Below are 25,456 nucleotides of genomic sequence, written 5' to 3'. Positions count from 1 at the left end.
GAGCTACTTTTACCTCCCTTAAAGCTAAATATTAGCTAATTTGCGTTCAAATCCCCCTTAATACCGATAAACTTTATTGTATAAACGCCAAAATTTGATAAGTTAACTAGGTTTTTCGACTCGCAAAGCCTATTCCGGCTAATCTTTCTATGGAGTTATTATGCGTAAAACCCTGATCGCCACTACTATTGCTAGTGCCTTAATATTATCGGCCTGTTCATCTAACGATACACAAAACATGGCAAAAGAAGGTGCAGCACAAGTGCAAGACATGAACGCAAACAATGTTTTATTTAAGCCAAGCCCATTACAATACATGGCACCAGAGTTTGATAAATTTGGTACAAAAGACTACGAAGCAGGCTTTGACGCTGGTATTGCGCAGCATACAGCGCAAGTACAAGCGATTGCTAACAACCCTGCTCCTGCAACATTTAAAAATACTTTAGTTAAAATGGAATTGTCAGGGGAGCTATTAAATCGCGTATCGGCTGCGTTTTTCAATTTATCAGGCTTAATCTCAGATGACGAATACCAACGCATTAGCAAAAAAATGGCGCCGGTACTATCTGCTCACTCGGATGATATTTACTTAAACGGTGAATTATTTAAGCGCGTACAAACAATTTACGACAATCAAGATAAATTAAACGCAGAAGATAAACGCCTAGTTGATTTTTACTACAAGCAGTTTGTAAAAGCAGGTGCTAAATTAAATGACGCTGAAAAAGCTAAAATGCGTGAAATTAACTCAGAGCTAGCTCAGCTATCTACTGCGTTTTCACAAAACATTTTAAAATCGTTTAAAGAAGACGTTATTGTAGTTACAGATAAAAGTGAATTAGCGGGTCTTTCTGAAGGCGAAATTGCAGGCCTTGCAGCTTCAGCTAAAAAAGCGGGCAAAGACGGCTACATGATCACTTTGGTAAATACAACGCAACAACCAATTTTAAGCAGCCTTGAAAACCGCGACCTACGTGAGCGAATTTTTAAAGCTTCTGCAAACCGTGCAGCAAAAACTAACGGCCCTATTATTATTAAAGAAACCAACCTACGCGCTCAAAAAGCAGAGCTTTTAGGCTACAAAGATTGGGCTTCTTATGTAATGACGTCGCGTATGGCGCAAACAACTGAAAACGTTTACGGCATCCTTGATGACCTAGCACCAAAAGCAGTTGAAAAAGCAAAAATTGAAGCAGCCGCTATTCAAAAAGTGATTAACGATTCAGGCGAAAGCTTTGAGCTTAAACCATGGGATTGGACTTTTTATGCTGAAAAAGTACGTGCAGAAAAGTACAACTTAGATCCAGCACTTGTTAAACCATACTTTGAAATGCAATCGGTTATTCACGATGGCTTATTCTTTGCAATGAACAAACTGTACGGTATTACGTTTAAAGAACGTAAAGATCTTCCTGTTTATCATGAAGATGTAACCGTATACGAAGTATTTAACGCTGATGGCAGCGCTATTGGTTTATTTTACTTAGACCCATATGCACGTGAAGGTAAACGTGGCGGCGCATGGATGAGTGCATACGTTAGCGAAAGCGGCTTAAAAGGCACCAAACCTGTTATTTACAATGCGCAGAACATTCCAAAACCTGCTGCAGGCGAGCCTACGCTAATGACATTTGATGAAGTGTCTACTATGTTCCATGAATTTGGTCATGCTGCACATGGGTTATTCTCAGATGTTAAATACCCAAGCCTAGCAGGTACTGCAACGGCACGTGACTTTGTTGAGTTTCCGTCGCAAGCAAATGAAGATTGGATGATTGAACCAACAGTACTTGCAAACTATGCTAAGCATTACAAGACAGGTGAGCCAATTCCACAAGCTTTACTTGATAAAGTACTTGAATCGCAAAAATTCAACCAAGGTTACGGCACTACTGAATACTTAGCCGCTGCACTACTTGATATGGAATGGCATTCATTTGGTTCTGATAAAAAAGTAGCTGACGTTCAAAAGTTTGAGCAAGACGCGCTAGAAAAACACGGTATTGCTTACTACCCTGTTCCACCGCGTTATAAATCAAACTTCTTTAGCCACACATTTGCAGGTGGTTATTCAGCGGGTTACTACGCGTACCTATGGACTGAAGTGTTTGCAGCAGACGCCTTTGCACATATGGAAAACAACGGCGGCTTAACACGTAAAAATGGTGATAAGTTCCGTAAAGAAATCCTATCAAAAGGTAACAGCCGCGACTTAATGCAAAGCTACATTGAGTTTAGAGGTCAGAAACCAACTACCGACGCACTACTTAAGCGCCGTGGTTTAGTTGAGTAATCAATAAACTAATTTATTGATATACTAAATTTATAAAAGCCCGCTTGCGGGCTTTTATTGTTTATACATTAATTTATAACAGATAAACTGCTGCCATTAATTATTAAAAGACGACGGCTATGCGGTACTTATTTGCAGTAACTTTACTTTGGGCATTTTCATTTAGTTTAATTGGCGTGTATTTAGCAGGTCAGGTTGATGCATGGTTTAGTGTGTTAATTCGCATAGCACTAGCAACCCTCGTATTTTTACCATTTTTAAAGTTTAAACAAACACCTAAACCTTTAGCCTTAAAGCTCATGCTGATTGGCGCTATACAACTTGGTGTTATGTATAGCTTTTACTACCACTCCTTTTTATTTTTAAGCGTCCCCGAAGTACTGCTATTTACAGTAATGACTCCTTTGTACATTACCTTGCTAAATGATGCATTGAACAAACATTTTAACCCACGCTTTTTTATAGTCGCACTTATTGCTGTAATTGGTGCAATTACCATTCGTTACGAAAACCTAAATAGCAATTTCATAATTGGCTTATTATTAGTTCAAGGTGCGAACATAAGTTTTGCTGTAGGCCAAGTAACCTATAAACGCTTAATGATGAACAATAAGCTTGATGATAAAACCGTATTTGGATGGTTTTTTATAGGCGCACTTATTATTGCCACAATTTGTTATGCATTATTTGGTAATTCAAACAAATTACCAACCACTTCTACTCAGTGGGGCATACTGATTTATTTAGGGGTTGTTGCATCAGGCCTTGGTTACTTTATGTGGAATAAAGGCGCAACACTCGTCAACGTTGGAGCTCTGGCAGTCATGAATAACTTACTTATCCCAGCAGGGATTATTGTTAACGTGCTTATTTGGAACAGAGATGCTGACATAGTTAGGTTAAGTATTGGTGCAGCTATAATGTTAGGTGCATTATTAGTGAATCAAATGCTTAATAAAAAGTAAATTAATAAACTTGTAGCTAAATTGTCATTAATAATCATTAAGGTAGTACAAATTTTACTTTTTAAGGATAAACAATGAAACGTATTACCTTACTTACAGGCTGTATATTGTTAGCCACACTTGCTGGCTGCGACGACGATGTAGAAATAGTAGAAAAAGAGGTGGTTGTTACCAACACCGAAGTGGAAATTGTTGAAGTACCTACGCCCATTGTTGTAGAGGTACCAAGTGGTAGTGCGCCAGATATTCAACTAGGCACTCGCCCTTATTATCTAGTTAATGACATGAGCGACAGCGCTTTAAAAACACAACTAGAGTCGTGCAGTGAAGGTCCTTTTTACCGTACCGATTTTTCTATTGGTCATCGCGGTGCATCAATGCAATACCCCGAGCATACCAAAGAAGCCTACATTGCTGCAGCTAGAATGGGCGCAGGCATTGTTGAATGCGATGTTACATTTACAAACGATAAAGAACTAGTATGTCGTCACTCTCAATGCGACTTACACACCACAACTAATATATTAGCCATTCCTGAGCTTGCAGCTAAATGCAGTGTGCCATTTACACCAGCAGACCCTACTAATGGTATTGCTGCGTCAGCTAAATGCTGCACCAGTGATATAAGCTTAGCGGAATTTTTAACCCTTGAAGGTAAAATGGATGGTGCAAACACTAATGCAACGACCGTTGCCGACTACATGGATGGTACACCAAATTGGCGCACTGACTTATATGCCACCAACGGCACATTGATGACCCATAAACAAAGCATTGCACTGTTTAATCAGCTAGGTGTAAAAATGACACCAGAACTTAAATCGCCACAAGTAAGCATGCCATTTGATGGAATGACGCAAGAGCAATATGCGCAAAAAATGCTAGACGAGTACACACAAATGGGCGTGCCAGCCTCAAAAGTTTATCCGCAATCGTTTAACCTTGATGACGTAAAATACTGGATTAACACTAACCCTGACTTTGCAGATAAAAGCGTATACCTAGATGGTCGCGACAGTGAAGCCGGATTTGATCCAAGTAACCCACAAACATGGCAACCGGGTATGGATGAACTTGTGGCTGACGGCGTTAAAATTTTAGCCCCTCCTATTTGGATGATGCTAACAATAGATAACGAAAATAATATCGTGCCATCACAATACGCAATTGACGCAAAAGCAGCAGGTTTAGAGCTTATTGCATGGAGCCTTGAGCGCTCAGGTCCGCTTAATGAAGGTGGTGGTTATTACTATCAATCTATTGCTGATGTTATAGATAACGATGGCGATATGATGACAGTCGTTGATGTACTCGCAAAAGACGTGGGGGTAATGGCTATATTTTCAGATTGGCCGGCTACCGTAAGTTATTACGCTAGTTGTAATAAAATGCCTGCAAGTATTTAAATACTCGACAACAAAAGTCGTTTATTTTATCGCGCTCAGTTACCATATCATTATATAATTTTATTTAACTGAGCGCTTTTATGATAATTCAACAACATAATGCAGACTTGCCAACACCTACAGGTTTAATGCGAACAACCGTATATCGCCCTCAGGCGCAAGGGCAATTCCCTGCTATCATTTTTTATTCTGAAATATTTCAGCAAACTGCACCTATTGCACGCAGCGCAGCTATTTTAGCAAGCCATGGCTTTGTGGTATTAGTACCGGAAGTGTTTCACGAGTTAAATCCTATGGGCACTGTGCTTGCTTACGACGATGCAGGTAAAGACAAAGGCAATGCAGATAAGTGGGCAAAGCCACTTGAGCATCATGATAGCGACACGCAAGCCATGATCGACTTTATAAAGCAGCAACATTACTGCACAAGTACAGTAGGCTCTATGGGCGTATGTATTGGCGGGCATTTAGCTTACAGAGCGGCGCTTAATCCTGAAATTAAAGCGGCTTTTTGCTTATACGCGACTGATATTCATAGCAATACATTACCTGCAAAATCAGGTAATAACTCATTTGAGCGCATGGCTGATATACAAGGCGAAATTCACTTTATATGGGGTAAACAAGACCCGCATGTGCCACAAGAAGGCCGCACTAAAATATACCAGCAATGCGTAAACACAGGCATTAATTACCAATGGCAAGAAGTTAATGCCCAACATGCCTTTATGCGTGATGAAGGTGAGCGATACGATGCAGCCCTTGCAATTAATATGTATCAACAAGCGGTTGCATTATTTAGCCGTACTTTATAAGTGTTTTATAAATGCTTTAAAAGCGAAAATAATTAAACGCTTTTCAGCATACCCAAGGCGGTATGCTGTTTTACAAAATACGCTTTTAAGTAATCAATAAATAACCGTAGCTTTTTAGAACCCGCAGCTCCTGGCGGAAATACCCCGTACAGTTCAATATCTTTGCTTTTATAATCATCTAATATTATTTCAAGTAGCCCAGCTTGTACTTTAGGCCACGCATCGTAAAGCGGAATACGCCCAATGCCATGCCCCGCTTCTACAAAGGCAGTACGTGCAGCTGCGTTATTAGTACTTAAGGCGCCTTGCATTGTAATGTCGTGTTTTTTGCCATCTTTTGAAAGTGTTAACGTTTTACTTCCTAGCTGATAAACCACCCATTGATGATCTGCCAATTCTAAAGGTGTTTTAGGTTTACCAAAATGTGTAAAATAATCCGGCGCGCCACAAATACAAGTGCTCATTGTCGTCAGCTTGGTTGCTTGCAAGTTGGAGTCACTCAGTGCCACACCCCTAATTGCAAAATCGAACCCATTTTTAATAATATCAACCACATCGTCAGTAAGCTGTAAGTCTATTTTAATTTTAGGGTATTGGCGCTTAAACGTATTTATTGCGGGCACAATTAGCTGCATTCCCACATTAACAGGGCAGCTAATTTTAAGTAAACCTTGTGGCTCACTCTTTATATTTTCTATTTGCTGATTAGCTGCATTAGCTTGTTCGGTAATTATTCTACAACGCTCATAATAAGCAATGCCTGCTTCAGTGAGCGCCATGGTACGGGTTGAGCGATTTAGTAAAGTAACTTCAAGCTGCGTTTCTAATTTTTTTAAATGATAACTTGCAACTGCTCGCGTAAGCCCTAGCTGTTTGGCAGCAGCGGTTAAGCTGCCCTGCTCTACAATTTGCGCAAATACAACCATGCTCTTTAACTGCTCAAACGACACCTTCATATGTGCTCCGTAGCGTGTTTTAAATTCAACCCCTCTATTGTATCAATTATTAAACCAATAAAGTTAAATTTATCATCGTTGTTTAAAGCTCTGTTAGTGCATATAGTAATTGGTAAGCAAGATAAACCAATTTAAATCATCAGAAGGAATATATTCAATGTCTAAAAAAATACTTATGGTTCTTACATCTCACGCAGAACTTGGTAACACTGGCGAAAAAACAGGTTTTTGGGTAGAAGAATTTGCAGCCCCTTATTATGCATTTGTTGATGCAGGCGTTGAAGTAACATTAGCGTCTCCAGCTGGCGGTCAACCACCAATTGACCCGACAAGTACACTTGTCGATTTTCAAACAGATGCAACTAAACGTTACGACGCCGATAGCGCAGCACAAACACTTATGGCAAACACTAAAGTGTTGAGTGAAGTAAAATCTAGCGATTTTGACGCTGTATTTTACCCAGGCGGTCACGGTCCATTATGGGACCTAGTTGACAACACTGATTCAATTTCGCTTATCGAAAGCTTTATTAAAGAGCAAAAGCCTGTTGCTGCGGTATGCCATGCAAGTGCTGCATTTTTAAATGTTAAAGATGCTGATGGCAATGCATTAGTAGCGGGTAAAAAAGTAACTGGTTTTACTAACTCTGAAGAAGCTGCAGTGCAACTTACCGATATCGTGCCATTTTTAGTTGAAGACGAGCTAATTAAAAAAGGTGGCGATTATCAAAAAACTGACGACTGGGGTGTATTAGCACTAGAAGACGGTTTAGTAATTACCGGCCAAAACCCTGCAAGCTCTGAACTAGCTGCAAAAAAACTATTAACTAAATTAGGTTAATAGTGAGTAATAATTAAAATTAAGCACAGCATTTTATGCTGTGCTTTTTTAATTGCTTTTCATTAGCAAATACAATTCCTATACTGGCAACTCTTAAAGTCAATTAGGGCGATTATATGGCAACCAAGCCAACCACACTGTCATTACTAACTAGTACCCGTTTCGCAATATTTAGTATTGTTGTTATTTGCTTCGTACTACAGGTGATCAATAGTCTACCTGGCATAAATCTTAATGGTTTAGGCATATATCCACGCAGTATCCAAGGATTAATTGGCATACTATGCGCACCTTTTTTACATGGTAGCTGGTGGCACTTTGCCAGTAATATGATCCCATTTGTAGTATTAAGCTGGCTAATTTGCCAGTACAGCGTAAAACGTTTTTATAACGTATTTATTTTTACCGCTCTAGTCGGTGGACTCTTAGTTTGGGCATTTGGGCGCAGTAACATACATGTTGGTTTAAGCGGTGTTATATATGGTTTATGGGGCTTTATTCTATGCTACGGCTTAGTAAGACGCTCATTAAAATCAATTATAATTGCAGTTGTAGTGGCTATACTTTATAGCGGTTTTATATGGGGTGTTTTACCTCAGCGCTATCATGTATCGTTTGAAAGCCATTTATTTGGAGCGCTAAGCGGGTTGTTTTTAGGTTATAGATTAGCAAAAGCCGATAAATTAAAAGGTCGGTAAATTAAGTATTAGGGCCTTTAATTAATTTTTTATGGCCACATTTACCATATATGTATTTCATCTAACAGAGGTTATTTATGAGTGATAAAAACGAATACACGCCACCAAGAGTATGGACGTGGGAAAGTGAAAGTGGCGGTAAGTTTGCCAGCATTAACCGCCCAATTGCAGGCGCGACTCATGACAAAACTCTACCTATTGGTGAGCACGCATTTCAGCTTTATTCTCTTGCGACACCTAATGGCCAAAAAGCTACAATCATGTTTGAAGAGCTTTTACAGCTTGGTTGCACCGATGCAGACTATGACGCATATTTAATAAACATAGGTGATGGCGATCAGTTTGGATCTGACTTTGTTGATATTAATCCAAACTCAAAAATCCCAGCGCTAATGGATCATTCAACCACGCCGCCTACTCGCATCTTTGAATCAGGTTCTATTTTACAGTATTTGGCTGAAAAATTTGATGTACTTATACCTAAAGATCTAAAAGCTAAAACAGAGTGTCGTAACTGGCTATTTTGGCAAATGGGCTCAGCACCTTACTTAGGTGGTGGGTTTGGTCATTTTTATAGCTACGCACCAAGTAAAATGCAATACCCTATTGACCGTTTTACCATGGAAACTAAACGCCAACTTGACGTGTTAAATCGACATTTAAGCGAAAATGAATACATGGCAGGTGATGAATACTCAATTGCCGATATTGCAATTTGGCCGTGGTACGGATCGTTAGTGCTTGGAGCTTTATATGATGCAGCAGAGTTTTTAGATGTTGCCTCATACACCCATCTTGTACGCTGGGCTACGCAAATATCAGAGCGCCCCGCAGTAAAGCGCGGTCGTCGCGTAAATCGCACATGGGGTCCTGAAGAAGAGCAAATGGCAGAGCGCCATAACGATAGTGATTTCGAAGGTTAAATCTATAGAACAGCAAGTAAAGTCGTTAACACTTTAACCTGCTTGATAATTTTAAGGCTCAAAATAAATATTTATTTTGGGCCTTTTTACTTTTTAAACTTTTTTTATCCCTCCCGTAAACTATATTTACTTTACATTAAAGTTTTATTTAGCTGCGTAAAGGCTTATTAAGCTCTTTGTATTACCAGTATTGCATTAGTGTAATTTGCTAAATGGTTTACTTAATTTCCTAGGGGTTGTTTTTGAAAAAGGTTTTAATTAGTGCCATATAACAATTTAAGTAATAATGAGCGAAAAGAAGCGCTCAAAATTTTATACTCGAATGCTATTTCCGGAATTGCAGTCTCTGTACTAGTCAGCGTTGCTTTAGTATTTGCTTTTGATATAACTAATGAGAAAACTAACCACGATAAAGTAGTCTGGTTAGGCATAATGATGTGCGTGCTTACTTTACGTATTATTGATGTAGGGCTTTTTTTGAAAGCTCAAAATTCTCGCCAACCTTACAACACACATTCTTATCTAAATCGCTTTGCTATTGGCTGTATATCAACAGCCGTGTCTTGGTGTGGTTATGCTCTTTGGTTTCATAGCACTTCATCTACGGTGGAAGTTACTACGACCATCGCTATTTTATCGGCGCTTGCCGGTGGCTCTGCAAATTTGCTGTCTGGAAGTCGTTTTACCGCTGTTCTATATAGTTTTACTTTATTGGCGCCCTACTCTTTTTTGCTAGCGCTTTCAAACGATCACTACCAACACGTATTGGGGTTATTAGGTTTAACTTTTGCCACAATCATGATTGCCTCTTCGTACAAATCAGCCACATTTACACACAGTGCAATCAAGCTCAAAAACCAAAACAGAGAGCTGCTTAATGAAGTGGAAAACAAGGTCGAACAACGCACTGAAGAAATTTACCGCTTATCGAATACCGATCCACTCACAAATCTATTAAACCGTACCGCATTTTTAAAAAATGCAAACAAACAACTAGCAGATAACCCTAAAGAACCCTTTGCTTTATTATTTGTAGATTTAGATGGTTTTAAGCAAATCAACGATTCGTTGGGTCATAAGGTGGGCGATAAAGTATTAAAAGAAATAGCACTGAGAATTAGTAATGTATGCAACCAAAAACTCTATAAATGCCGTTGGGGCGGGGATGAGTTTTTAATTTTAGCAACGTATCAAAACCAAACTGAGCTTATCGAGTTTGCTAATAAAGTGCTTCAAAGCATTAGCGCCGAGCATGAAACATATAAATATCAAAAATGGGTATCAGCAACTATTGGAATGGCCATGTACCCTGAGCACGGGAGTGATTTAAATACCTTAATTCGCTCTGCTGATATTGCAATGTATCACCAAAAACGCATGGCTAAAGGTAATATCAATATTTATAACGATTCACTCAAATTAAAACAAGAAAGAGAGTACCTGTTGAGTCAACGCCTAGCCAGTGCCATAGAAGAAAACAGTTTAAGACTAGTATTTCAGCCAATTGTAGATAGTAAAACATCAAAAGTAACCTCTTTCGAATCATTATTACGCTGGCAACTAGACGGTGAAAATATTTTCCCTGATGAATTTATAACTATTGCCGAGCAATACGGTTTAATAACCCAAATGGGCCTCTGGGTCATAGAACAAGCATGTATACAAGCAAATAAATTCAACCATTTACCGACAAAAATTGCAGTAAGCGTGAACGTATCGGTAATACAATTACAAGATCCAAATTTTGTAACTAAGGTATTAAAAATAGTAAACAATCACCAAGTAGAGCCTAAAGATCTGCATATAGAAATTACCGAATCAGTATTTGCCGAAGATAAACTCACGTTTTTGACAGCCGTTAAAGCACTACAAAAACAAGGCTTTTGTATTTCAATTGATGATTTTGGAACTGGCTACTCATCACTATCAAGCATGCTTGATATTGGTGTAGATATAGTAAAAATAGACAGAAGTTTTATTCAAAATATGGATAAAAGAGGGTTAAGTATTATTCATGCAATTGTACAAATGGCCTCATCTTTAGATTTTACTGTTGTTGCCGAAGGCGTTGAAACTATTGAACAAGCAAACACGCTTACTAATATTGGTGTATCTCACCTGCAAGGTTATTACTTTTCAAAACCGATGGAAGTAGATTTTGTAGATGCTTATTTAAATGAGCAAAATAAGCTGTGCCGTTGATAACCAAAACCCGCTAAAAGCGCTTAACTGCCATATGAGTTTTGCACTACCTTTCTTATTAGGGCTTGTTTATCTTTCGAGGTTAAATTTGCAGCATACTGTTTGGTATTTAGGCAATGCAGAGCCTATGTAGTGTGGTTATTCCCCATAAATAGGCGATAACGCAGCATAAATACCAAACATTCGCTGCCCGAAGGGTTCTGCCTAGGGGAGATTGACTCTTTGTTACTAGGTTACAAACCTCGCGCCGCGATTAGACCCTCCTTGGGTTGAAAATTTTCAATCCTGAAAGGTCAACAAGCCCTCCTTAAAACATAATCTTACAATTACTTACACCCAGTACATAGTTATTAGCGTAGGCTAAATATAAACCAACTTACATAAGTGTATTACGTTTAAATTTACGCTAATTAGCAAACCGCCAGTGCTGGACCCTACGTTAAGTTGTGCGCTGATGTTGCTTATATAAGTGAATAATAAAAATGTAACGATACAACTAAATATAAAAAAGGGATTTGCATGATAAAACCACTTTGCTATTCACTCATCACTTTACTTACCCCCATTAGCGCTATAGCTCAAACAATAGCAATAAAAACAACGGATGAATTAGTATCAACCGATTCAGAGATTTTATTTGCATATAATAAAGAATCAAAACAATTAGAAGCCATCAATTTACTCACATCACTAAGTAGTGAACTTGCTTTACCAAAAAATGCCATCGGGTTTGATGTGGCTACACTTGCTAACATTACCGATAAACAAGCACTCGTACTAACAAGTGATGGCGTATACAAAGCCCATGCTGGTAAACCAACACTATTGTTTAATTATGAGTCGGTTCTAAATCAATTAAAAATAGATAAATTTGAAAAAGTAGACTTTGTCTTCGATGCCAACAACGACGGTCTAAGCGATATTTTCATCCCTGGGTTAGCAAGCAGTACTTTATACATTCAAAATAAAGATGGCAGCTTTAAGCCTAACAAATTTAAACAAACACCTATGTATGAAGGCAGCTTTTCAGGAAAAGGGCTTTCTCTAGAAGTTAATATTAACAATAAACCCGTCGTTATTGATTTTAACCACGACGGGTTAAGCGACTTGGTTTTTTCAAATGACTTTGGAGCAGATGTACTACTTGCTAATCCAGAAGGCTTTGAGCAAAAGCTCACCTCAATTGATTTTAACATCGAATTAGGCGAGCTAAGCAATGGCGAAACTCGCAAAATAAAGCAAATTATTGATATTAATAACGACGGATTTCTAGATTTTACAACTAGACAGTTTAAGCCAACGCAAGGTATGGATTCGTTAGATATAAAAATAGCACATACTTTGTACCTAGGAAGTGCTAAAGGCTTTAGTAATACGCCCATTACCTTATTTGAAACACAAGGCCCTAGTGAGTTATTGCTCAAAACTGATTTTAATAATGATGGCTTAATTGATTTACAAAAAATGGATTTAGATATTGGCTTAGGTACTATTGCGTCTATGGCATTGGGCGGTGGCAGTACTGATGTAGATGTAGAAATGAACATTTATAAGCAGCAACCCGACGGCTCATTTGCCAATAAATCGAGTATAGAACTTGATTTAGAAATGGAAGTAGGAATGAACGGCGATGATTCCGAGCCAGCCCTATATTTAGGTGATATTAACGGCGACAGCTATATTGACGCAGTATACAAATACAGTAAAAAAACGCTCTATATTTATTACGGAGAGCAAGACTCACTCCTAAATGATAAACGTAAAAAATTAAAACTAACGCTGCCTAAAAATAATAAAGATATTCTTCTAGTAGATATAAACCAAGACGGTAAAAAAGATTTTGTATTTAAATTTACCGAAGAAGATGGCACCAGCAAAATAGAAACACGCTTAAATTAAGCCAATAAAAAAGCCCAACAGAGTTAACCGTTGAGCTTTGGACTTAAGACTTTCGAGTAACAGTCAGCTTTACTCTAAGTTATAACACCTAAGCAGTTACATTTAGCAGTGAATCGCCTTCACTTAAACCAAACTTCTCTTGTACTGATGCAAGGATTGATTCTTTATCTTCATCAGACAACTGGCTTGAATACTCAGTTAATAGCTCATCTAAGTAGCTGACTACTTCGTCTGTATCTACTGATTCTAATGAGTTCTGTGGCGGCGGTGGCGGTCTTTGACCTTCCACTCGTCCTGCATCACCAATGCTTTTAGCATCAAACTCAAGTTCGCTCATTAAATCAGCAAGCTCTTTTGTTGGTTCAATACCTTGTTCTTTAAATGCCGCTTGAATACTTTGCGCGTTTTCTTCGGTTAAGTTTTCAGCGTCAAACTCTGCAAGCGTTTCTTTAACAAAATCGCTTTGCTCTGTTGTTAGTTTTGCAGCCTGACTACTTTGTTGCGGCATAAAATTCGCAGAACTACTGTTAATACTATTAATCATTTTAGTATCCTTTCAGCGTTCACGACGAGGTGGTTTATGATCGCTAAGTTCTTGTTCACTAATTTCGCCATTACCATCGGCATCTATAGAATCAAAAATTGTTTGTGCATCGCCGTGTGGCGGTTTTTTAGCACTAAACTCTTCAAAGCTAATTACGCCATCACCATCAGTATCAATAGTTGAAAAGTCAGGTTTTTCAGGAGGATTGTCACCGCCTCGAGCAGCTACATTAGCTGAAAAAGCAATAGATAATATTGCCACAGTGGCAAGAGTTGAAAAATGCTTCATAGTAATAACCTCGTATTTAAGAATTAAACTAAGCTTACGCTTTAAAAACGCAAACAATGTGCAAATAATGAGGAAGTAATAAATTATTTTAATAAAAAATAGTAATCTAAATGCTTATTTAAAAAGTTCTGGTTGATTGCTTTGCAATCAATATATAAGCTAATAAAATAATACGATTAATTACTCTCAGGCAGTAGTGTTACTGCCCTTAATTCTCAAAGCTGATATACTGCTTGAGCCAATTAAACAAACAAATACAGAGCACTTTCATAAATAATGATTAATAACCAACCCTACTTAGCAGGCAATCTGTGAAAATACCTAAACGCCTACAACCCCTTGTTGATGATGGCCTTATTGACGAAGTTATAAGCCGACTAATGAGCGGTAAAGAAGCCGATGTATTTATTGTCCGCTGTGGTGAGCACATTCGCTGTGCGAAAGTGTATAAAGACGCGGTTAAACGTAGCTTTAAAAAAGCGGCACAATACCAAGAAGGCCGAAAAGTACGTGGTGGACGCCAAGCGCGTGCTATGGGTAAACGTTCTAGCTATGGCCGTCAATTAGAAGAAGAGATTTGGCAAAATGCCGAAGTTGATGCGTTATCTCGTTTAGCTGGCGTGGGTGTACGTGTTCCTGATACTTACTTTTGTATTGATGGCGTGCTGCTTATGGAACTCGTGTCGGACGAGGACGGTAACGTAGCCCCTCAACTTGGACATGTCGTTTTTAGTGAAGAGCAAGCGATTGAGCAGCATAAACTCATGATGCATTACATTAAGCTTATGCTTTGCGCAGGTATAATACACGGCGATTTATCTGAATTTAATGTACTTGTAGATAATAACGGCCCTGTAATTATAGATTTACCGCAAGCAGTTAACGCTTCAGCAAATAACAGTGCACAAGCTATGTTTGCACGCGATGTAAATAACATACGCCGCTACTATGGTGAATTTGCGCCAAGCATACTAAAAACTCAATACGCTAAAGAAATGTGGGCATTATTTGAAGAGGCAAATTTAACGCCTAATTCAACGCTTACTGGTGAATTTGAAGACAGTGACGAACTTGCCGATGTAGATTCTATTCTTGATGAAATTCAAGCTGCCGAATACGAAGAGTTTGACCGCTTAGAGCGAATTAAAAATGCTGACGATGATGAGTAGCTCATCGTCATAGCTTACTAATACCTCTTACTGCGGGTGCACAAATCGGTAGCCAACCCCATAAACAGACTGAATAACACTTTCAGTTTGTGTCACTTCATCTAGTTTTTTACGCAACTTTTTAATATGGCTATCAATAGTACGATGGCTCACAATACGCTGATCGGCGTACATAGTGTCCATTAAACTATCGCGCGAATAAATACGATTTGGGTTGTTAAACAAAGGTTTAAATAGCTGAAATTCAAAGTTCGTTAGCTCTATGCTGCTTGATTTGTATTTTACGCTGTAGGTGCTCTCGTCGAGCTTCATTGTTGACTCTGTAACATCACTTGCGTTACTTAATCGCCTTAATATAGCTTTAACTCGCGCCACCAGCTCAGCATAACTAAACGGCTTACAAATATAATCATCTGCACCTAACTCAAGTCCAAGCAGCCTATCTATTTCTTCTACTTTTGCCGATACCATAATAATAGGCACATTTGAAAAGCGCCTGATTGCTTTACATAGTTCAATACCACTTTGACCAGGTAGCATTATGTCGAGCAAAATTACGCTCGGCCTGTTAATTTCAAGCCAAGGTAATACTTCATTTCCGTGATGTATTTGATGAGTAACAAAATGATGGCTACTTAAAAAGTCACTCATTAAGTTAGCTAGCTTTACTTCATCTTCCACAATCAGTATTTGTTCACTCATAGGCATCTCTGTAAGTAACCTCAACTTTATTTTTATAAACTAAATAGTTGGCAATCTAATAATAATAGCAAGACCGCCTAAAGTGGCTTTTTCAGCAGCTATTTCACCATTATGGCCTTTAACTATATGCTGGCAAATAGATAAGCCCAAGCCCGAACCGCCCTCTTGGCGATTACGCGAACTATCTACTCGATATAAATACTCAAACAAATGCGATAAATGCGACTGCTCTACACCTACGCCATTATCTTCAATTATAAGCTCTAAGTAGGTTTGCCCTTTAATGCTTATATTATTAGCCGTTAATGAAATAGTGGTGCATTGTGCATAGTGCACGGCGTTCATTAAAATATTATCGAGCAGCTGCAAAAGGCGTGTTTTATCTGCTTGTACAGTTATGTGTTTAGCGCTATTTAGTAAGTGAATTTTTATATTATGTTGTTCAAGCACAACCTGATATTTTTGCTCAATAGTATTTAATAATAAAGCCATATCAGTAGGTTGCATAGTGTAATGCATACCCCCTAACTCTGCGCTATTGAGCATATGTAAATCATCTATTAAGCGTTTTAAATGCAATGCCTCGTCGTTAGCCGAGTTAATATTTTTTGCATTAGGCTCACGTATTCCAAGTAGCATAGCTTCAAGTTCACCGAGCAAAATACTCATTGGCGTTCTAAGCTCGTGAGAAATATTGGCAAGCCAGCGTTTGCGCACTTGCTCATCTTTAGCGAGTGTAAATGCAAGGATATTAAAATCTTCGCTTAATTGGCCTAATTCGTCTTTTCGCTCAAGCGTAAGTTTGGTCTCGTAATTACCTTGCGTTAAGCGATGCATACCGTTAGCAATTTGCTTTACAGGGCTTACTAGGTGACGAGACAATAAAAAAGTAACCATTAATGTAAGCAATACAGCGGCTAAAGCAATAAACCATAAGTAGTTAGTTTGCTGCTGTAAAAAATCAAGCTCATAACCATCAACCAAGCTATCTCTTTTAGATACAGCTAAGTAACCCACTGTTTTATCGCCCACTGTAATTGGGGTTGTTATATATTTTAAATCGCTGAGGTATTTACCCACTACTCGCTGCTTATTTTCATCAAGCAAAGCGTAGTGAGCAATATTTTCAGGTGGTAGGCGGCGCTCTCCCCCTAAACGAATATGATCGGGTGGCGGCCGTCGCATCATTCCCCCTCTGGGGCCCGGACCTTCTGGTGGCCTAGGTAAAAACTGGCTATTTTCTAGCTGAGATTCAACAAGTTTTCTAAAATTTTCGCCATTGCCGACAACACGTTCCCATGAGGGGTTTTGTTCGTATTGCTTTGCAAGTTGCACAACAAGTGGTTCAAGCGCTTTTACTTCTTTTGCATTAACAAAATCAATTACGCCTTGCCCTATACTCCATTGTATAAGTACTACTAGCCCTGCAATAACACTAAAGGTAAAACTAAATAGTATTAAGAAAAGTTTATTATGAATTTTCATTAATTAGTGTTTTCAACCTTGCTAGGAAAGCTTTCAAATCGGTATGTTATAAACTCTTTGGTTTGATCGTTAACATACAGCGTAGCAACTATTTTTTTGCCCTGAGCGGTCCAATACATATGACCATGATTATTTAAAGTAACCGATACGGTATTTATACCACTTTTAAATAAGTTAGCAGGTAAATGCAATGCATGTCCGTAAATTCGCTGTATTTTAACCCCATTTATATATAAATGAGCATGACCTTGTAAAAAGCCCGTGTCATCGTTTGTAGTAACGCTCATCATTTGCTGCATGTTCATTGCGCCCTCAGGGGGTACAGATAAATCATAGCGCTGAGTATCTAAAATTAAGTTATAACCCGACATACTATCTTTTAATAACTTAAGGCTTAATGCCGGGATTGGCGTATCACTTGGCACTGCTATAGGCATATGGCTATGATCCATCATTTCCTGCTGCGCAAAGAGCTTAAAGCTCAATAGCGCAGCAGTAGTTAGGATCAATGCGTATTTAAAATAACGCATAGTTACTCCTTACATTCCCGGTGGTGGACCCATTGTTTCGCCAGTATCACAGCGACCAATTGAATTATCGGCTAATTGACCTTTAAAACGAGGCCCTATTTGATAAGGAAAAGAAGGCTGTAATTTACCATCACTGTCTAAAGTTAGTGTTATATGGTAGTGATAACCCTTGCCATCGTTAGTATCGTGGCCGTTATGTTCATCTAATTGAGCACCGGTTACTGTTTTTTGTGCGTAGTAGAAATCTTCAAAATAATAACCGTCATCAGCATTTAATGTATTACCTGAAAGCGTAGTCACTTCTGCGCCAATAGCAGGACCTGCATCACTTGTTTGTGTACCTTGGCTAACATCGTATTGATCAACTAAAGTACAGCTTCGCTCGCCCTCAGTACCACAACCACCTTCACTTTCTGATGCGCCATAATCACGCATTTCCCAGCCGCTTAATGCAAGTTGACCGTTACTTTCATAAGGACCATAAAGCGGATAGCCATCAGCTGCAAACCCATAAATAGGTGAATGCGCATCGCCATCATCTTCAAGTAAATCAGCTAAGCAACTAGTATAAAAATGGTGATGATATTCACCGTTAGCAGCATGTCCGCCACACACATCAACATCATATTGCTCAGCAATGGGCGCTAATGTATACCAAATATTATTACCGTAGCTCATACCATCGCCCCAGTTAAATATACTGGTGCCATTAACCATTAAGCCAACTGTACCTAAACCTGTTTCACAAGTTTCAGTGTCAGATAAATCGGTAGGTGTTATCGGAAAATACGCCTCAACTGTTTGTTCTGCCGGGCAACCTGGTCCTGGAGGCCAATAGCCTGCACCGCCTGTGTCATCACAGTTTTCAGTGCTGCTGTTATAGCCAATATCTTCACCAAACGAAATAGTTTGACCTGCTGCTGCAGAGGTTACACCGTTATAAAAATCGGTAGCTGCACGCGGGCGGTTATTTAACGCGTCTACTTGGTCTTGTGTAAGCGTTACGTCATATTTAGGAATGTCAGTTGTTTGCACATACATGTATTCAACGTCAGCATCTTCCTCAGTAACGGTAACAACTTCAACTGATTGAACATCTTCAACCACTGCGCCATTGTTTTGTATATAAGTAGAGGTTGTATCGTTGTTAATTAACCAGCTGGTAAGTTTTGCACTATTATCAACTGTATCTGAGTCTGATGAAGCAATAACATTAACTATAACTGTATCTACAACGACATCGTTTGTGCCGTCATCTCCACTGATTTCAAATACAAGTGCTTCATCGGTTAAAACTTCAGGTGCAACAAACTCAGTAGACGTTGCAGTACTTGAAGATAAGCTAACGGTAGTGCCTGATGTTTGTGACCAGCTAACAGATACTTCGCCATCATCTTCAACTGTTGAACTTAAATAAACGGTATCGCCCGCATTAACAGTTTGGTCAATACCAGCATCAACCGTTGGAGCACTATAACTGACTGTATCGCCGTCTGTTGCAGTACTTGTTGAATCGCTATTACATGCGCTTAAAGCGATACAAAGCGCACTTAACGCAAATAACTTAGTTGCATTAGCGGCTTTTGTTTTAAGAAGTGTTTTCAATGTTTGAACCTTTACTTTAACGTTTAATAAAACAAAGTTAACAAGTAAAAGTGCAAACATTGTGCACAAACTAAGGAAGAATAAACATAAAACTAGGGCGTGTTGATCTTTGGTGGTTGAATTTGCAGCAGTATGTTTGGTTTTTAGGCAAGGCAGAGCCTATGAAGTGTGGTTATTCCCCATAAATAGGCGATAACGCAGCATAAAGACCAAACATGCGCTGCCCTTTGGGTTCTTTCTAGGGACGATTGACTCTTTGTTGCTCGGTTTTTACTTAGCCCACTAGGTTACAAACCTCGCGCCGCGATTAAATCGCCCCTAGATTGAACAAATTTCAATCCACAAAGATCAACACGCCCTAAATTTGTGGTCGTTTAAGTACAAATTTGTCTTTAGTGGTTGCATAGTAATCTCCACCCATTCTACCTACCGCATCTAAAAGTGTTGGGTCAATATAACCGTCAACAAACACTTCATCGTCAACACAAATACCCACTATGTCTAGTAACATCATTTGCCCGCCACCTGGCTCGCTTGAAATAGTAATAACTTCGCGTAGCTTACACTCATAGCGTACTTTTGAATCAGCAACACTCGGCACTGCGACCATTTGGCTATCAATTTTAGTTATATTTGCAGCATCAAACTCACTAACATCACTAGGATAATTAGCACAGCTTTGGTTCATTTTTTCGACCTGCTCATGGCTCACAATGTTAATTACACATTCTTTAGTCGCTAATAAGTTAATTAATGTATCTTTGATTGCTTTATCGCGTGGATTTACTTGCGTCACACTCAATACTGGTGGGTTACAACTCGCTACTGTAAAAAATGAGTAAGGAGCAATATTAGCCACACCGTCGCTACTTAATGTACTTATCCATGCAATTGGACGAGGACTGATCCCGCCAACTAAATACGAATAAACATTAAGCTCTTTATTTACAGTTAAATCTAAAAACATACTTTTCCTTTTAATACATTAAAACTAAATCTTAATTCCAGGTAGTTACGTATAGGTTTGGCTGACTCAGTTAAATAACAAGCTAATTTTTATCTCTATTTAAAGCAATAAACAAATTATATGAAAATAAACATCGTGTGGTTTAAACGTGATTTGCGTCTTAGCGATCATCAACCATTAAAAAATGCATTCAGTAATGGCTTACCTACCCTATTACTTTATAACTTTGAGCCATTGCTGCTCGAAGATGCACACTACAATGAGCGGCACTGGCGCTTTGTGTATCAATCAATAGTTGAGTTAAACAAGCAACTAGCGCGTTTTAACGCCTGTGTTTATATATTTAATTTAAATATGAGCGATTTACTTGAATCGTTAAAGGCACAGTTTGAAATAGTAAATATTTTTAGCCATCAAGAAATAGGCTTAAACAACACCTTTGAGCGCGATAAAGCAATAAAAGCATGGTGCCAGCATAACCATATTAATTGGCAAGAGTCGCAAACAGGCGCGGTTATTCGCGGCAAAAAAAATCGTAATAATTGGAACGAACGCTGGCAGCAAACAATGCAAGCACCTATTGCAGTTCCTAATTGGAAGAGTATAAAAACAATTACCCTCAATAACTACCAAACACCTGAGCTACCAAGCGCTTACACGCAAGATCACGACAGCTTTCAACAAGGTGGCCCGCTGCATGCCCGAACTGTAATGCAGAGCTTTTTTGCCGAGCGCGGTAAAGGTTATCAAAAAGGAATATCGAGCCCAAGTTTAAGCCAAACACATTGCTCCCGACTTTCGCCGTATTTAGCGTGGGGGAATATTAGCCTTAGGCAAGTGTATCAAATGGCCATTGATGAATATCATTCAAAACACCCTAACAAAAGAGGCTGGAAGCGCCCGCTTGCTGCGTTTGTATCGCGCTTGCATTGGCACTGCCACTTTATGCAAAAGTTTGAGAGCGAATGTTCTATGGAGTTTTTAGCCCTTAATCCGGGTTATCATGTATTTCCGTATCGTGATGATGAACATGTTAAAAACGATATTGAACGCTGGGCGCAAGGTCAAACAGGTATTCCCATTATTGACGCTTGCATGCGCTGCTTAAAAGCCACCGGCTATATAAACTTTAGAATGCGCGCCATGCTTGTAAGCTTTGTCACGCATCATTTAAATATAAGCTGGCAGCAAGCAAGCTTTCCTCTCGCTAATTACTTTTTAGATTTTGAGCCCGCAATTCACTATCCGCAAATTCAAATGCAAGCCTCGGTAACAGGCATTAACACCATTAGGCACTACAACCCAATTAAACAATCAGAAGATCAAGACCCAACAGGTTCGTTTATTAAAAAGTGGTGCCCCGAGCTTGAAAAACTCCCTATTGAATATTTACACCAACCTTGGGAGCAAACTCCGATGGAAGCACTCTTTAACGACTTTAAGTTAGGGGAGGATTATCCCGAACCGATGCTTGATTTAACAGCAGCCTCAAAAGAAGCACGCGAACGCTTATGGCAATACCGTGAGCGAGCCGATGTTAAACGCGCCATAGGGAGGATTCTTAAAAAGCACGTTGGGGGTACTCAAAAAGTTACTCGAACAAAAAGTAAAACAGATACTAAAAGTAACAGCAAGGCTAAGTAAGCATGGCGCACAAAAAACTAAACTTACCTCAGAAAATATGCCCTATTTGTAATAAACCTTTTACGTGGCGTAAAAAATGGCAGTGCGACTGGGATAACGTTATTTTCTGTTCAGAGCGCTGCAGGCGTAATAAATAAGAGTAATAATTAACTGGCGTCTATTTTGCAACATCATCAGCAATTAATGCTTTTAAGGCTTTATATAAGTTTATTTTGTAAATAACGCTTAGCTAACCTGAAAAGCTTACACTCAAGCAAGGAGAAGATGATGACGATTAAAAAAACGGCTAGTTCAACATGGTCTGGCGATATTAAAACAGGCAAAGGTAGCATATCAACTCAAAGTGGCGCGCTTGATAAACAACCTTATGGTTTTAATACCCGCTTTGAAGATAAGGCAGGCTCAAACCCTGAAGAATTAGTAGGTGCAGCTCACAGTGCATGTTTTAGTATGGCACTTTCGCTTGCATTAGGTGATGCAGGCTTTACTGCAGACAAAATTGATACTAAAGCCACTGTAAGCCTTGATGAAGTAGATGATGGTTTTTCGGTGACGCATATTGCCCTTGAAGTAAAAGCGCGTATTGATGATATTCAAAATGAGCAGTTCCAAGCCTTATGCGAGCAAACCAAAAAGAACTGTCCTATTTCCAAGCTCTTAAATACTGAAATATCACTAGATGCGACACTTCAATCAGCATTTTAAATATTTAGACTTTACTATTTAGACAGTTTCCTAATAAGCAAGCCAAGTAATTACTTGGCTTGCTTATTATAAAGAAGTATTTTTAGGTTTATTCCTACTCAAAGTACTTACTACAAGCCCTATTCCCATCCCAATTGCTGGCCATACTACCCATATATAACTAGGCGAAGTTAGTAAATTTATAACGCTTAGCAAAGTTAAAATAAGTAAATATCCTTTAATTTTTTTGCCTAATGTCACTGTATTGCTCATTTATATTCTCCAAGTAATGTATGTCGCTATTATTGTTTTAATAAGCAACGTACACACTTGCTAAATGTCACTAAGTGATCTGACATTAGTCATCAATTTTCATTTAATTACATAGTCATTTATTATGTGTAAAAACATAAAAAACAATACTTTAATCTATTTGTGTTAGAATCTAATCTCAACTAACCTAAACAAATAAACATAAAAGGATGAGCTAAATGAGCGAAAAATCAAAAGATTGTGAAAAAGTTACGTGTAGTAACTGTGCTGACGCTAACGATCTCGAATTTGATTTTTCTATGGCTTTTCAACCGATTATAAACTGTAAAACTAATCTTATTTATGGCTATGAAGCGCTGGTTAGAGGTTTAAATGGCGAGTCTGCTTATTCAATCATTTCAAAAGTGAATGAAGACAACCGCTATGCATTTGATCAGCTTTGTCGTATTAAAGCCATTCAACTAGCCTCAAAGCTAGGCATAACATCAATGCTAAGCATTAACTTTTTACCTAATGCTATTTATAAACCAGAGCGATGTATACGCACCACACTAGAAGCTGCAAAAAAGTATAACTTCCCAATTCAAAATATTATGTTTGAATTTACTGAAGTAGAAAAAATAGAAGACACCGCACACATTAAACGCGTTGTTGATTACTATCAGTCTCTCGGATTTAAAACCGCCACTGATGACTTTGGTGCAGGTTATTCTGGTTTAAATTTGCTGGCTGACTTTCAAACAGATATTATCAAGCTGGATATGGCGCTAATACGCGATATAAGCAACGACAAAAAACGCCAATTAATAGTAACTCATTGCTTAAATATGTTTCGCGATTTAAATATTATCGCACTGGCTGAAGGGATTGAAACAGTAGATGAATATACATGGCTTAAAAACGCAGGTGTTGAGCTTATGCAAGGGTATTTATTTGCCAAACCAAGCTTTGAAAACTTGCCTGAAGTAAATTTTGAGGAAATAGGTGCTGATTAATACCCAGCACCTATTTTAAGTTTATTGAAACTAAGTACGCTTAAACTACATATTACCTAGCTCTATCATCATCGCTGTGTACATACGTAAATTAAGCTTAAGTTGCTCAATGGTCATAAATTCATGCTCTGAGTGACCTGTGTAGCGCTTACCCGGCATTGAAGGACCAAACGATACCGCATTATCAAACAGCTTTGCGTTAGTGCCACCACCTATTGATACAAAGTCAGCTTTTTCGTCGCCCGTAAAATGCTTAAAAATATCAAGCAGCTTTTGCGCATGCGGCGCGCTATCAAGCAGCATAGGTGTGCCAATGATTGTTTCTATGTTGGCAAGCGTTACATTGTTAGTGGCTTGCCAATTAGCGAGCGCATCATCAATTTGCTTTTGTAATACAGCTTCGTCTTTACCCATAGGGCGACGTGCATTTACAGCAAGTGTTAGCGCATTACCATCGCGCTCAATAACGGTTGGTGCCACTGTCATCGGACCCATAAAGTCGTGCTTGTAAGCTATTTCGCCAAACTGTTTACCATGAATATCTAAACCAATTAACTGATTCACAAAGTCGATTAGCTCACCGTCACTGTTATTTTCAAGCTCCACGCCTTTAAATAACTCAGCTAAATAAGCAATGGCATTTATACCCGACTCCGGCTCTGATGAATGCGCCGACATACCTTTAACACTTATTGCTAAACCATTACTTTTTTCACTAAAGTTAAACTCAACTTTATTTAATGTTTTGGCTTTTGCTTTTAATGTATTAATAAGTGCAGCGTCTGCATTGTGAAGTACTAAGCTGGCGTCTTCTGGAATTTGGCTTCTAAACGCACCGCCAGTTACATCCTTTACATATAAACCCGTTTGTGGTGATGTTGCATTAAAAGTAGGTGCAATTAAGCTCCAGCCTTTCTCGGCAACCACTACAGGGTATGATGCATCAATCGTTACTGCATATTTTGGTTGTTCATACGTTTTCATAAATTGAGTAAGCGGACCCCAATCAGACTCCTCAGCAAGGTAAATCATAAGCTCAATTCGGTTATTAAGGGTTATGCCTTTATCTTTAATTGCTTTCATGGCGTAAAGCGCTGTTGCTATTGCACCTTTATCGTCTTCCGTACCACGACCAACTAATTTTCCCGGTTCAGATGTATCAATAATAAAAGGGCTTTGTTTCCACTTGCTAGCATTAGCAGGTTGCACGTCGCCGTGCGTTACTACCGTTACTTTTTCGCTTTGCTCGCCCATACCTATTAATACGGTATAACCTAAATCTTGATAGTCAAAACCAAGCTCTGCGGCTTTCATTTTTAAAAGTGCTTTAAACCCAATAAAATCGGGATTTTGAGGAGCGGCAATATCGCTCTTATTAACGGTCGGAAAAGCCACTAAGTTAGTAAGTGTGTGTATTTGAGCATTTTGGTAGGTATTTACTGCGTAATCGGCAACGCTATCAATATTTTTATTTAACTGCGCATGAGCACCAAACGCAAATAAAGCAATACTGGCTAAAGCTAACTTTTTCAAAACAATTCCCATTTAATTAATAACTAAGAGCGGTAA

24 protein-coding genes are annotated in these 25,456 nt (G+C 38.7%); 14 read left to right on the top strand and 10 right to left on the bottom strand.

The features are described 5' to 3' along the window. Positions 1-160 precede the first annotated feature (160 nt). The 4 genes from I6E72_RS04210 to I6E72_RS04195 all read left to right on the top strand — a co-directional run bounded on the left by I6E72_RS04210 (position 161) and on the right by I6E72_RS04195 (position 5,482). Positions 161-2,296, top strand: coding sequence for a M3 family metallopeptidase (locus I6E72_RS04210; protein WP_165721311.1), 2,136 nt, complete (start codon positions 161-163; stop codon positions 2,294-2,296). A gap of 119 nt (positions 2,297-2,415) precedes the next feature. Continuing rightward, complete coding sequence (locus I6E72_RS04205) at positions 2,416-3,261, top strand: carboxylate/amino acid/amine transporter (protein WP_024604670.1); 846 nt, start codon at positions 2,416-2,418, stop codon at positions 3,259-3,261. 74 nt (positions 3,262-3,335) lie between these two features. After that, positions 3,336-4,667: a glycerophosphodiester phosphodiesterase family protein gene (locus tag I6E72_RS04200; RefSeq protein WP_197111155.1), complete on the top strand. Its 1,332-nt coding sequence runs from the start codon at positions 3,336-3,338 to the stop codon at positions 4,665-4,667. 80 nt (positions 4,668-4,747) lie between these two features. Further along, entirely contained in the window at positions 4,748-5,482 is a 735-nt protein-coding gene (locus tag I6E72_RS04195) for a dienelactone hydrolase family protein (RefSeq protein ID WP_197111154.1), read from the top strand. A 32-nt stretch (positions 5,483-5,514) separates the two neighbouring features. On the opposite strand, the gene I6E72_RS04190 is transcribed toward I6E72_RS04195, so the two are convergent. After that, entirely contained in the window at positions 5,515-6,438 is a 924-nt protein-coding gene (locus I6E72_RS04190; protein ID WP_101164168.1) for a LysR family transcriptional regulator, read from the bottom strand. 157 nt (positions 6,439-6,595) lie between these two features. On the opposite strand from I6E72_RS04190, the gene I6E72_RS04185 reads away from it, so the two are divergent. The 5 genes from I6E72_RS04185 to I6E72_RS04165 all read left to right on the top strand — a co-directional run bounded on the left by I6E72_RS04185 (position 6,596) and on the right by I6E72_RS04165 (position 13,001). Continuing rightward, complete coding sequence (locus tag I6E72_RS04185; RefSeq protein WP_121955668.1) at positions 6,596-7,279, top strand: type 1 glutamine amidotransferase domain-containing protein; 684 nt, start codon at positions 6,596-6,598, stop codon at positions 7,277-7,279. A 116-nt stretch (positions 7,280-7,395) separates the two neighbouring features. Further along, complete coding sequence (locus I6E72_RS04180; protein WP_010555361.1) at positions 7,396-7,977, top strand: rhomboid family intramembrane serine protease; 582 nt, start codon at positions 7,396-7,398, stop codon at positions 7,975-7,977. Positions 7,978-8,054: 77 nt separating this feature from the next. Further along, positions 8,055-8,900, top strand: coding sequence for a glutathione-dependent disulfide-bond oxidoreductase (yghU, locus tag I6E72_RS04175; RefSeq protein WP_197111152.1), 846 nt, complete (start codon positions 8,055-8,057; stop codon positions 8,898-8,900). Between the two features lie 261 nt (positions 8,901-9,161). Then, positions 9,162-11,102 (top strand): putative bifunctional diguanylate cyclase/phosphodiesterase, encoded by a 1,941-nt coding sequence (locus I6E72_RS04170; protein ID WP_197111150.1) that lies wholly within the window; start codon positions 9,162-9,164, stop codon positions 11,100-11,102. A 519-nt stretch (positions 11,103-11,621) separates the two neighbouring features. Further along, complete coding sequence (locus tag I6E72_RS04165) at positions 11,622-13,001, top strand: FG-GAP repeat domain-containing protein (RefSeq protein WP_197111148.1); 1,380 nt, start codon at positions 11,622-11,624, stop codon at positions 12,999-13,001. An 88-nt stretch (positions 13,002-13,089) separates the two neighbouring features. Here the strand turns inward: I6E72_RS04165 and I6E72_RS04160 are convergent, their stop codons facing one another. Together I6E72_RS04160 and I6E72_RS04155 are read right to left on the bottom strand one after the other, a co-directional pair. Further along, positions 13,090-13,545, bottom strand: a complete 456-nt coding sequence (locus I6E72_RS04160; RefSeq protein WP_101217777.1) for a hypothetical protein — start codon at positions 13,543-13,545, stop codon at positions 13,090-13,092. Positions 13,546-13,557: 12 nt separating this feature from the next. Further along, positions 13,558-13,833: an EF-hand domain-containing protein gene (locus I6E72_RS04155; RefSeq protein ID WP_007581281.1), complete on the bottom strand. Its 276-nt coding sequence runs from the start codon at positions 13,831-13,833 to the stop codon at positions 13,558-13,560. 311 nt (positions 13,834-14,144) lie between these two features. Between I6E72_RS04155 and I6E72_RS04150 the strand changes: the two genes are divergently transcribed. Then, positions 14,145-15,002: a PA4780 family RIO1-like protein kinase gene (locus tag I6E72_RS04150; RefSeq protein ID WP_007376869.1), complete on the top strand. Its 858-nt coding sequence runs from the start codon at positions 14,145-14,147 to the stop codon at positions 15,000-15,002. A gap of 27 nt (positions 15,003-15,029) precedes the next feature. Here I6E72_RS04150 and I6E72_RS04145 read toward each other — a convergent pair whose 3' ends face one another. The 5 genes from I6E72_RS04145 to I6E72_RS04125 form a co-directional block, all read right to left on the bottom strand. Next, positions 15,030-15,704, bottom strand: a complete 675-nt coding sequence (locus I6E72_RS04145) for a response regulator (RefSeq protein ID WP_101217776.1) — start codon at positions 15,702-15,704, stop codon at positions 15,030-15,032. A gap of 39 nt (positions 15,705-15,743) precedes the next feature. Then, a complete protein-coding gene (locus I6E72_RS04140; RefSeq protein ID WP_197111146.1) occupies positions 15,744-17,189 on the bottom strand; it encodes an ATP-binding protein in 1,446 nt (481 codons plus the stop codon). Next, on the bottom strand, positions 17,189-17,719 hold the full coding sequence (locus I6E72_RS04135) for a hypothetical protein (protein WP_197111144.1): 531 nt from the start codon (positions 17,717-17,719) through the stop codon (positions 17,189-17,191). The genes I6E72_RS04140 and I6E72_RS04135 overlap by 1 nt, the downstream gene beginning before the upstream one ends. A 9-nt stretch (positions 17,720-17,728) precedes the next feature. Beyond that, positions 17,729-19,384 (bottom strand): YHYH protein, encoded by a 1,656-nt coding sequence (locus I6E72_RS04130; protein ID WP_197111142.1) that lies wholly within the window; start codon positions 19,382-19,384, stop codon positions 17,729-17,731. A 298-nt stretch (positions 19,385-19,682) separates the two neighbouring features. Then, positions 19,683-20,291, bottom strand: a complete 609-nt coding sequence (locus I6E72_RS04125; RefSeq protein WP_197111140.1) for a flavin reductase family protein — start codon at positions 20,289-20,291, stop codon at positions 19,683-19,685. A gap of 120 nt (positions 20,292-20,411) precedes the next feature. Between I6E72_RS04125 and I6E72_RS04120 the strand changes: the two genes are divergently transcribed. The 3 genes from I6E72_RS04120 to I6E72_RS04110 all read left to right on the top strand — a co-directional run bounded on the left by I6E72_RS04120 (position 20,412) and on the right by I6E72_RS04110 (position 22,640). Further along, entirely contained in the window at positions 20,412-21,935 is a 1,524-nt protein-coding gene (locus I6E72_RS04120) for a cryptochrome/deoxyribodipyrimidine photo-lyase family protein (protein ID WP_197111138.1), read from the top strand. A gap of 2 nt (positions 21,936-21,937) precedes the next feature. Further along, a complete protein-coding gene (locus tag I6E72_RS04115; protein WP_121954948.1) occupies positions 21,938-22,072 on the top strand; it encodes a DUF2256 domain-containing protein in 135 nt (44 codons plus the stop codon). 130 nt (positions 22,073-22,202) lie between these two features. Further along, the gene (locus I6E72_RS04110) at positions 22,203-22,640 is read left to right on the top strand and encodes an OsmC family protein (RefSeq protein WP_197111136.1); all 438 of its coding nucleotides are present in this window, start codon (positions 22,203-22,205) and stop codon (positions 22,638-22,640) included. Positions 22,641-22,706: 66 nt separating this feature from the next. On the opposite strand, the gene I6E72_RS04105 is transcribed toward I6E72_RS04110, so the two are convergent. Beyond that, positions 22,707-22,892, bottom strand: a complete 186-nt coding sequence (locus I6E72_RS04105; protein ID WP_010555348.1) for a 2TM domain-containing protein — start codon at positions 22,890-22,892, stop codon at positions 22,707-22,709. Between the two features lie 218 nt (positions 22,893-23,110). Here I6E72_RS04105 and I6E72_RS04100 point away from each other — a divergent pair, with 218 nt between their 5' ends. Beyond that, positions 23,111-23,887: an EAL domain-containing protein gene (locus I6E72_RS04100; RefSeq protein ID WP_165721299.1), complete on the top strand. Its 777-nt coding sequence runs from the start codon at positions 23,111-23,113 to the stop codon at positions 23,885-23,887. A 45-nt stretch (positions 23,888-23,932) separates the two neighbouring features. On the opposite strand, the gene I6E72_RS04095 is transcribed toward I6E72_RS04100, so the two are convergent. Beyond that, on the bottom strand, positions 23,933-25,420 hold the full coding sequence (locus I6E72_RS04095; protein WP_197111134.1) for a dipeptidase: 1,488 nt from the start codon (positions 25,418-25,420) through the stop codon (positions 23,933-23,935). Between the last annotated feature and the right edge of the window lie 36 nt (positions 25,421-25,456).

The organism is Pseudoalteromonas sp. NSLLW24 (genome assembly GCF_015864725.1).
GTDB lineage: Bacteria > Pseudomonadota > Gammaproteobacteria > Enterobacterales > Alteromonadaceae > Pseudoalteromonas > Pseudoalteromonas arctica.
The sequence above is the reverse complement of the archived record's forward strand: the minus strand, read 5'-3'. Positions and strand labels throughout refer to the sequence as shown.

Coding starts and splice junctions, on each gene's coding strand:
- I6E72_RS04210 (WP_165721311.1), top strand. CDS start 161: ATGCGTAAAACCCTGATCGCCACTACTATTGCTAGTGCCTTAATATTA.
- I6E72_RS04205 (WP_024604670.1), top strand. CDS start 2,416: ATGCGGTACTTATTTGCAGTAACTTTACTTTGGGCATTTTCATTTAGT.
- I6E72_RS04200 (WP_197111155.1), top strand. CDS start 3,336: ATGAAACGTATTACCTTACTTACAGGCTGTATATTGTTAGCCACACTT.
- I6E72_RS04195 (WP_197111154.1), top strand. CDS start 4,748: ATGATAATTCAACAACATAATGCAGACTTGCCAACACCTACAGGTTTA.
- I6E72_RS04190 (WP_101164168.1), bottom strand. CDS start 6,438: ATGAAGGTGTCGTTTGAGCAGTTAAAGAGCATGGTTGTATTTGCGCAA.
- I6E72_RS04185 (WP_121955668.1), top strand. CDS start 6,596: ATGTCTAAAAAAATACTTATGGTTCTTACATCTCACGCAGAACTTGGT.
- I6E72_RS04180 (WP_010555361.1), top strand. CDS start 7,396: ATGGCAACCAAGCCAACCACACTGTCATTACTAACTAGTACCCGTTTC.
- yghU (WP_197111152.1), top strand. CDS start 8,055: ATGAGTGATAAAAACGAATACACGCCACCAAGAGTATGGACGTGGGAA.
- I6E72_RS04165 (WP_197111148.1), top strand. CDS start 11,622: ATGATAAAACCACTTTGCTATTCACTCATCACTTTACTTACCCCCATT.
- I6E72_RS04160 (WP_101217777.1), bottom strand. CDS start 13,545: ATGATTAATAGTATTAACAGTAGTTCTGCGAATTTTATGCCGCAACAA.
- I6E72_RS04155 (WP_007581281.1), bottom strand. CDS start 13,833: ATGAAGCATTTTTCAACTCTTGCCACTGTGGCAATATTATCTATTGCT.
- I6E72_RS04145 (WP_101217776.1), bottom strand. CDS start 15,704: ATGAGTGAACAAATACTGATTGTGGAAGATGAAGTAAAGCTAGCTAAC.
- I6E72_RS04140 (WP_197111146.1), bottom strand. CDS start 17,189: ATGAAAATTCATAATAAACTTTTCTTAATACTATTTAGTTTTACCTTT.
- I6E72_RS04135 (WP_197111144.1), bottom strand. CDS start 17,719: ATGCGTTATTTTAAATACGCATTGATCCTAACTACTGCTGCGCTATTG.
- I6E72_RS04130 (WP_197111142.1), bottom strand. CDS start 19,384: ATGTTTGCACTTTTACTTGTTAACTTTGTTTTATTAAACGTTAAAGTA.
- I6E72_RS04125 (WP_197111140.1), bottom strand. CDS start 20,291: ATGTTTTTAGATTTAACTGTAAATAAAGAGCTTAATGTTTATTCGTAT.
- I6E72_RS04120 (WP_197111138.1), top strand. CDS start 20,412: ATGAAAATAAACATCGTGTGGTTTAAACGTGATTTGCGTCTTAGCGAT.
- I6E72_RS04115 (WP_121954948.1), top strand. CDS start 21,938: ATGGCGCACAAAAAACTAAACTTACCTCAGAAAATATGCCCTATTTGT.
- I6E72_RS04110 (WP_197111136.1), top strand. CDS start 22,203: ATGACGATTAAAAAAACGGCTAGTTCAACATGGTCTGGCGATATTAAA.
- I6E72_RS04105 (WP_010555348.1), bottom strand. CDS start 22,892: ATGAGCAATACAGTGACATTAGGCAAAAAAATTAAAGGATATTTACTT.
- I6E72_RS04100 (WP_165721299.1), top strand. CDS start 23,111: ATGAGCGAAAAATCAAAAGATTGTGAAAAAGTTACGTGTAGTAACTGT.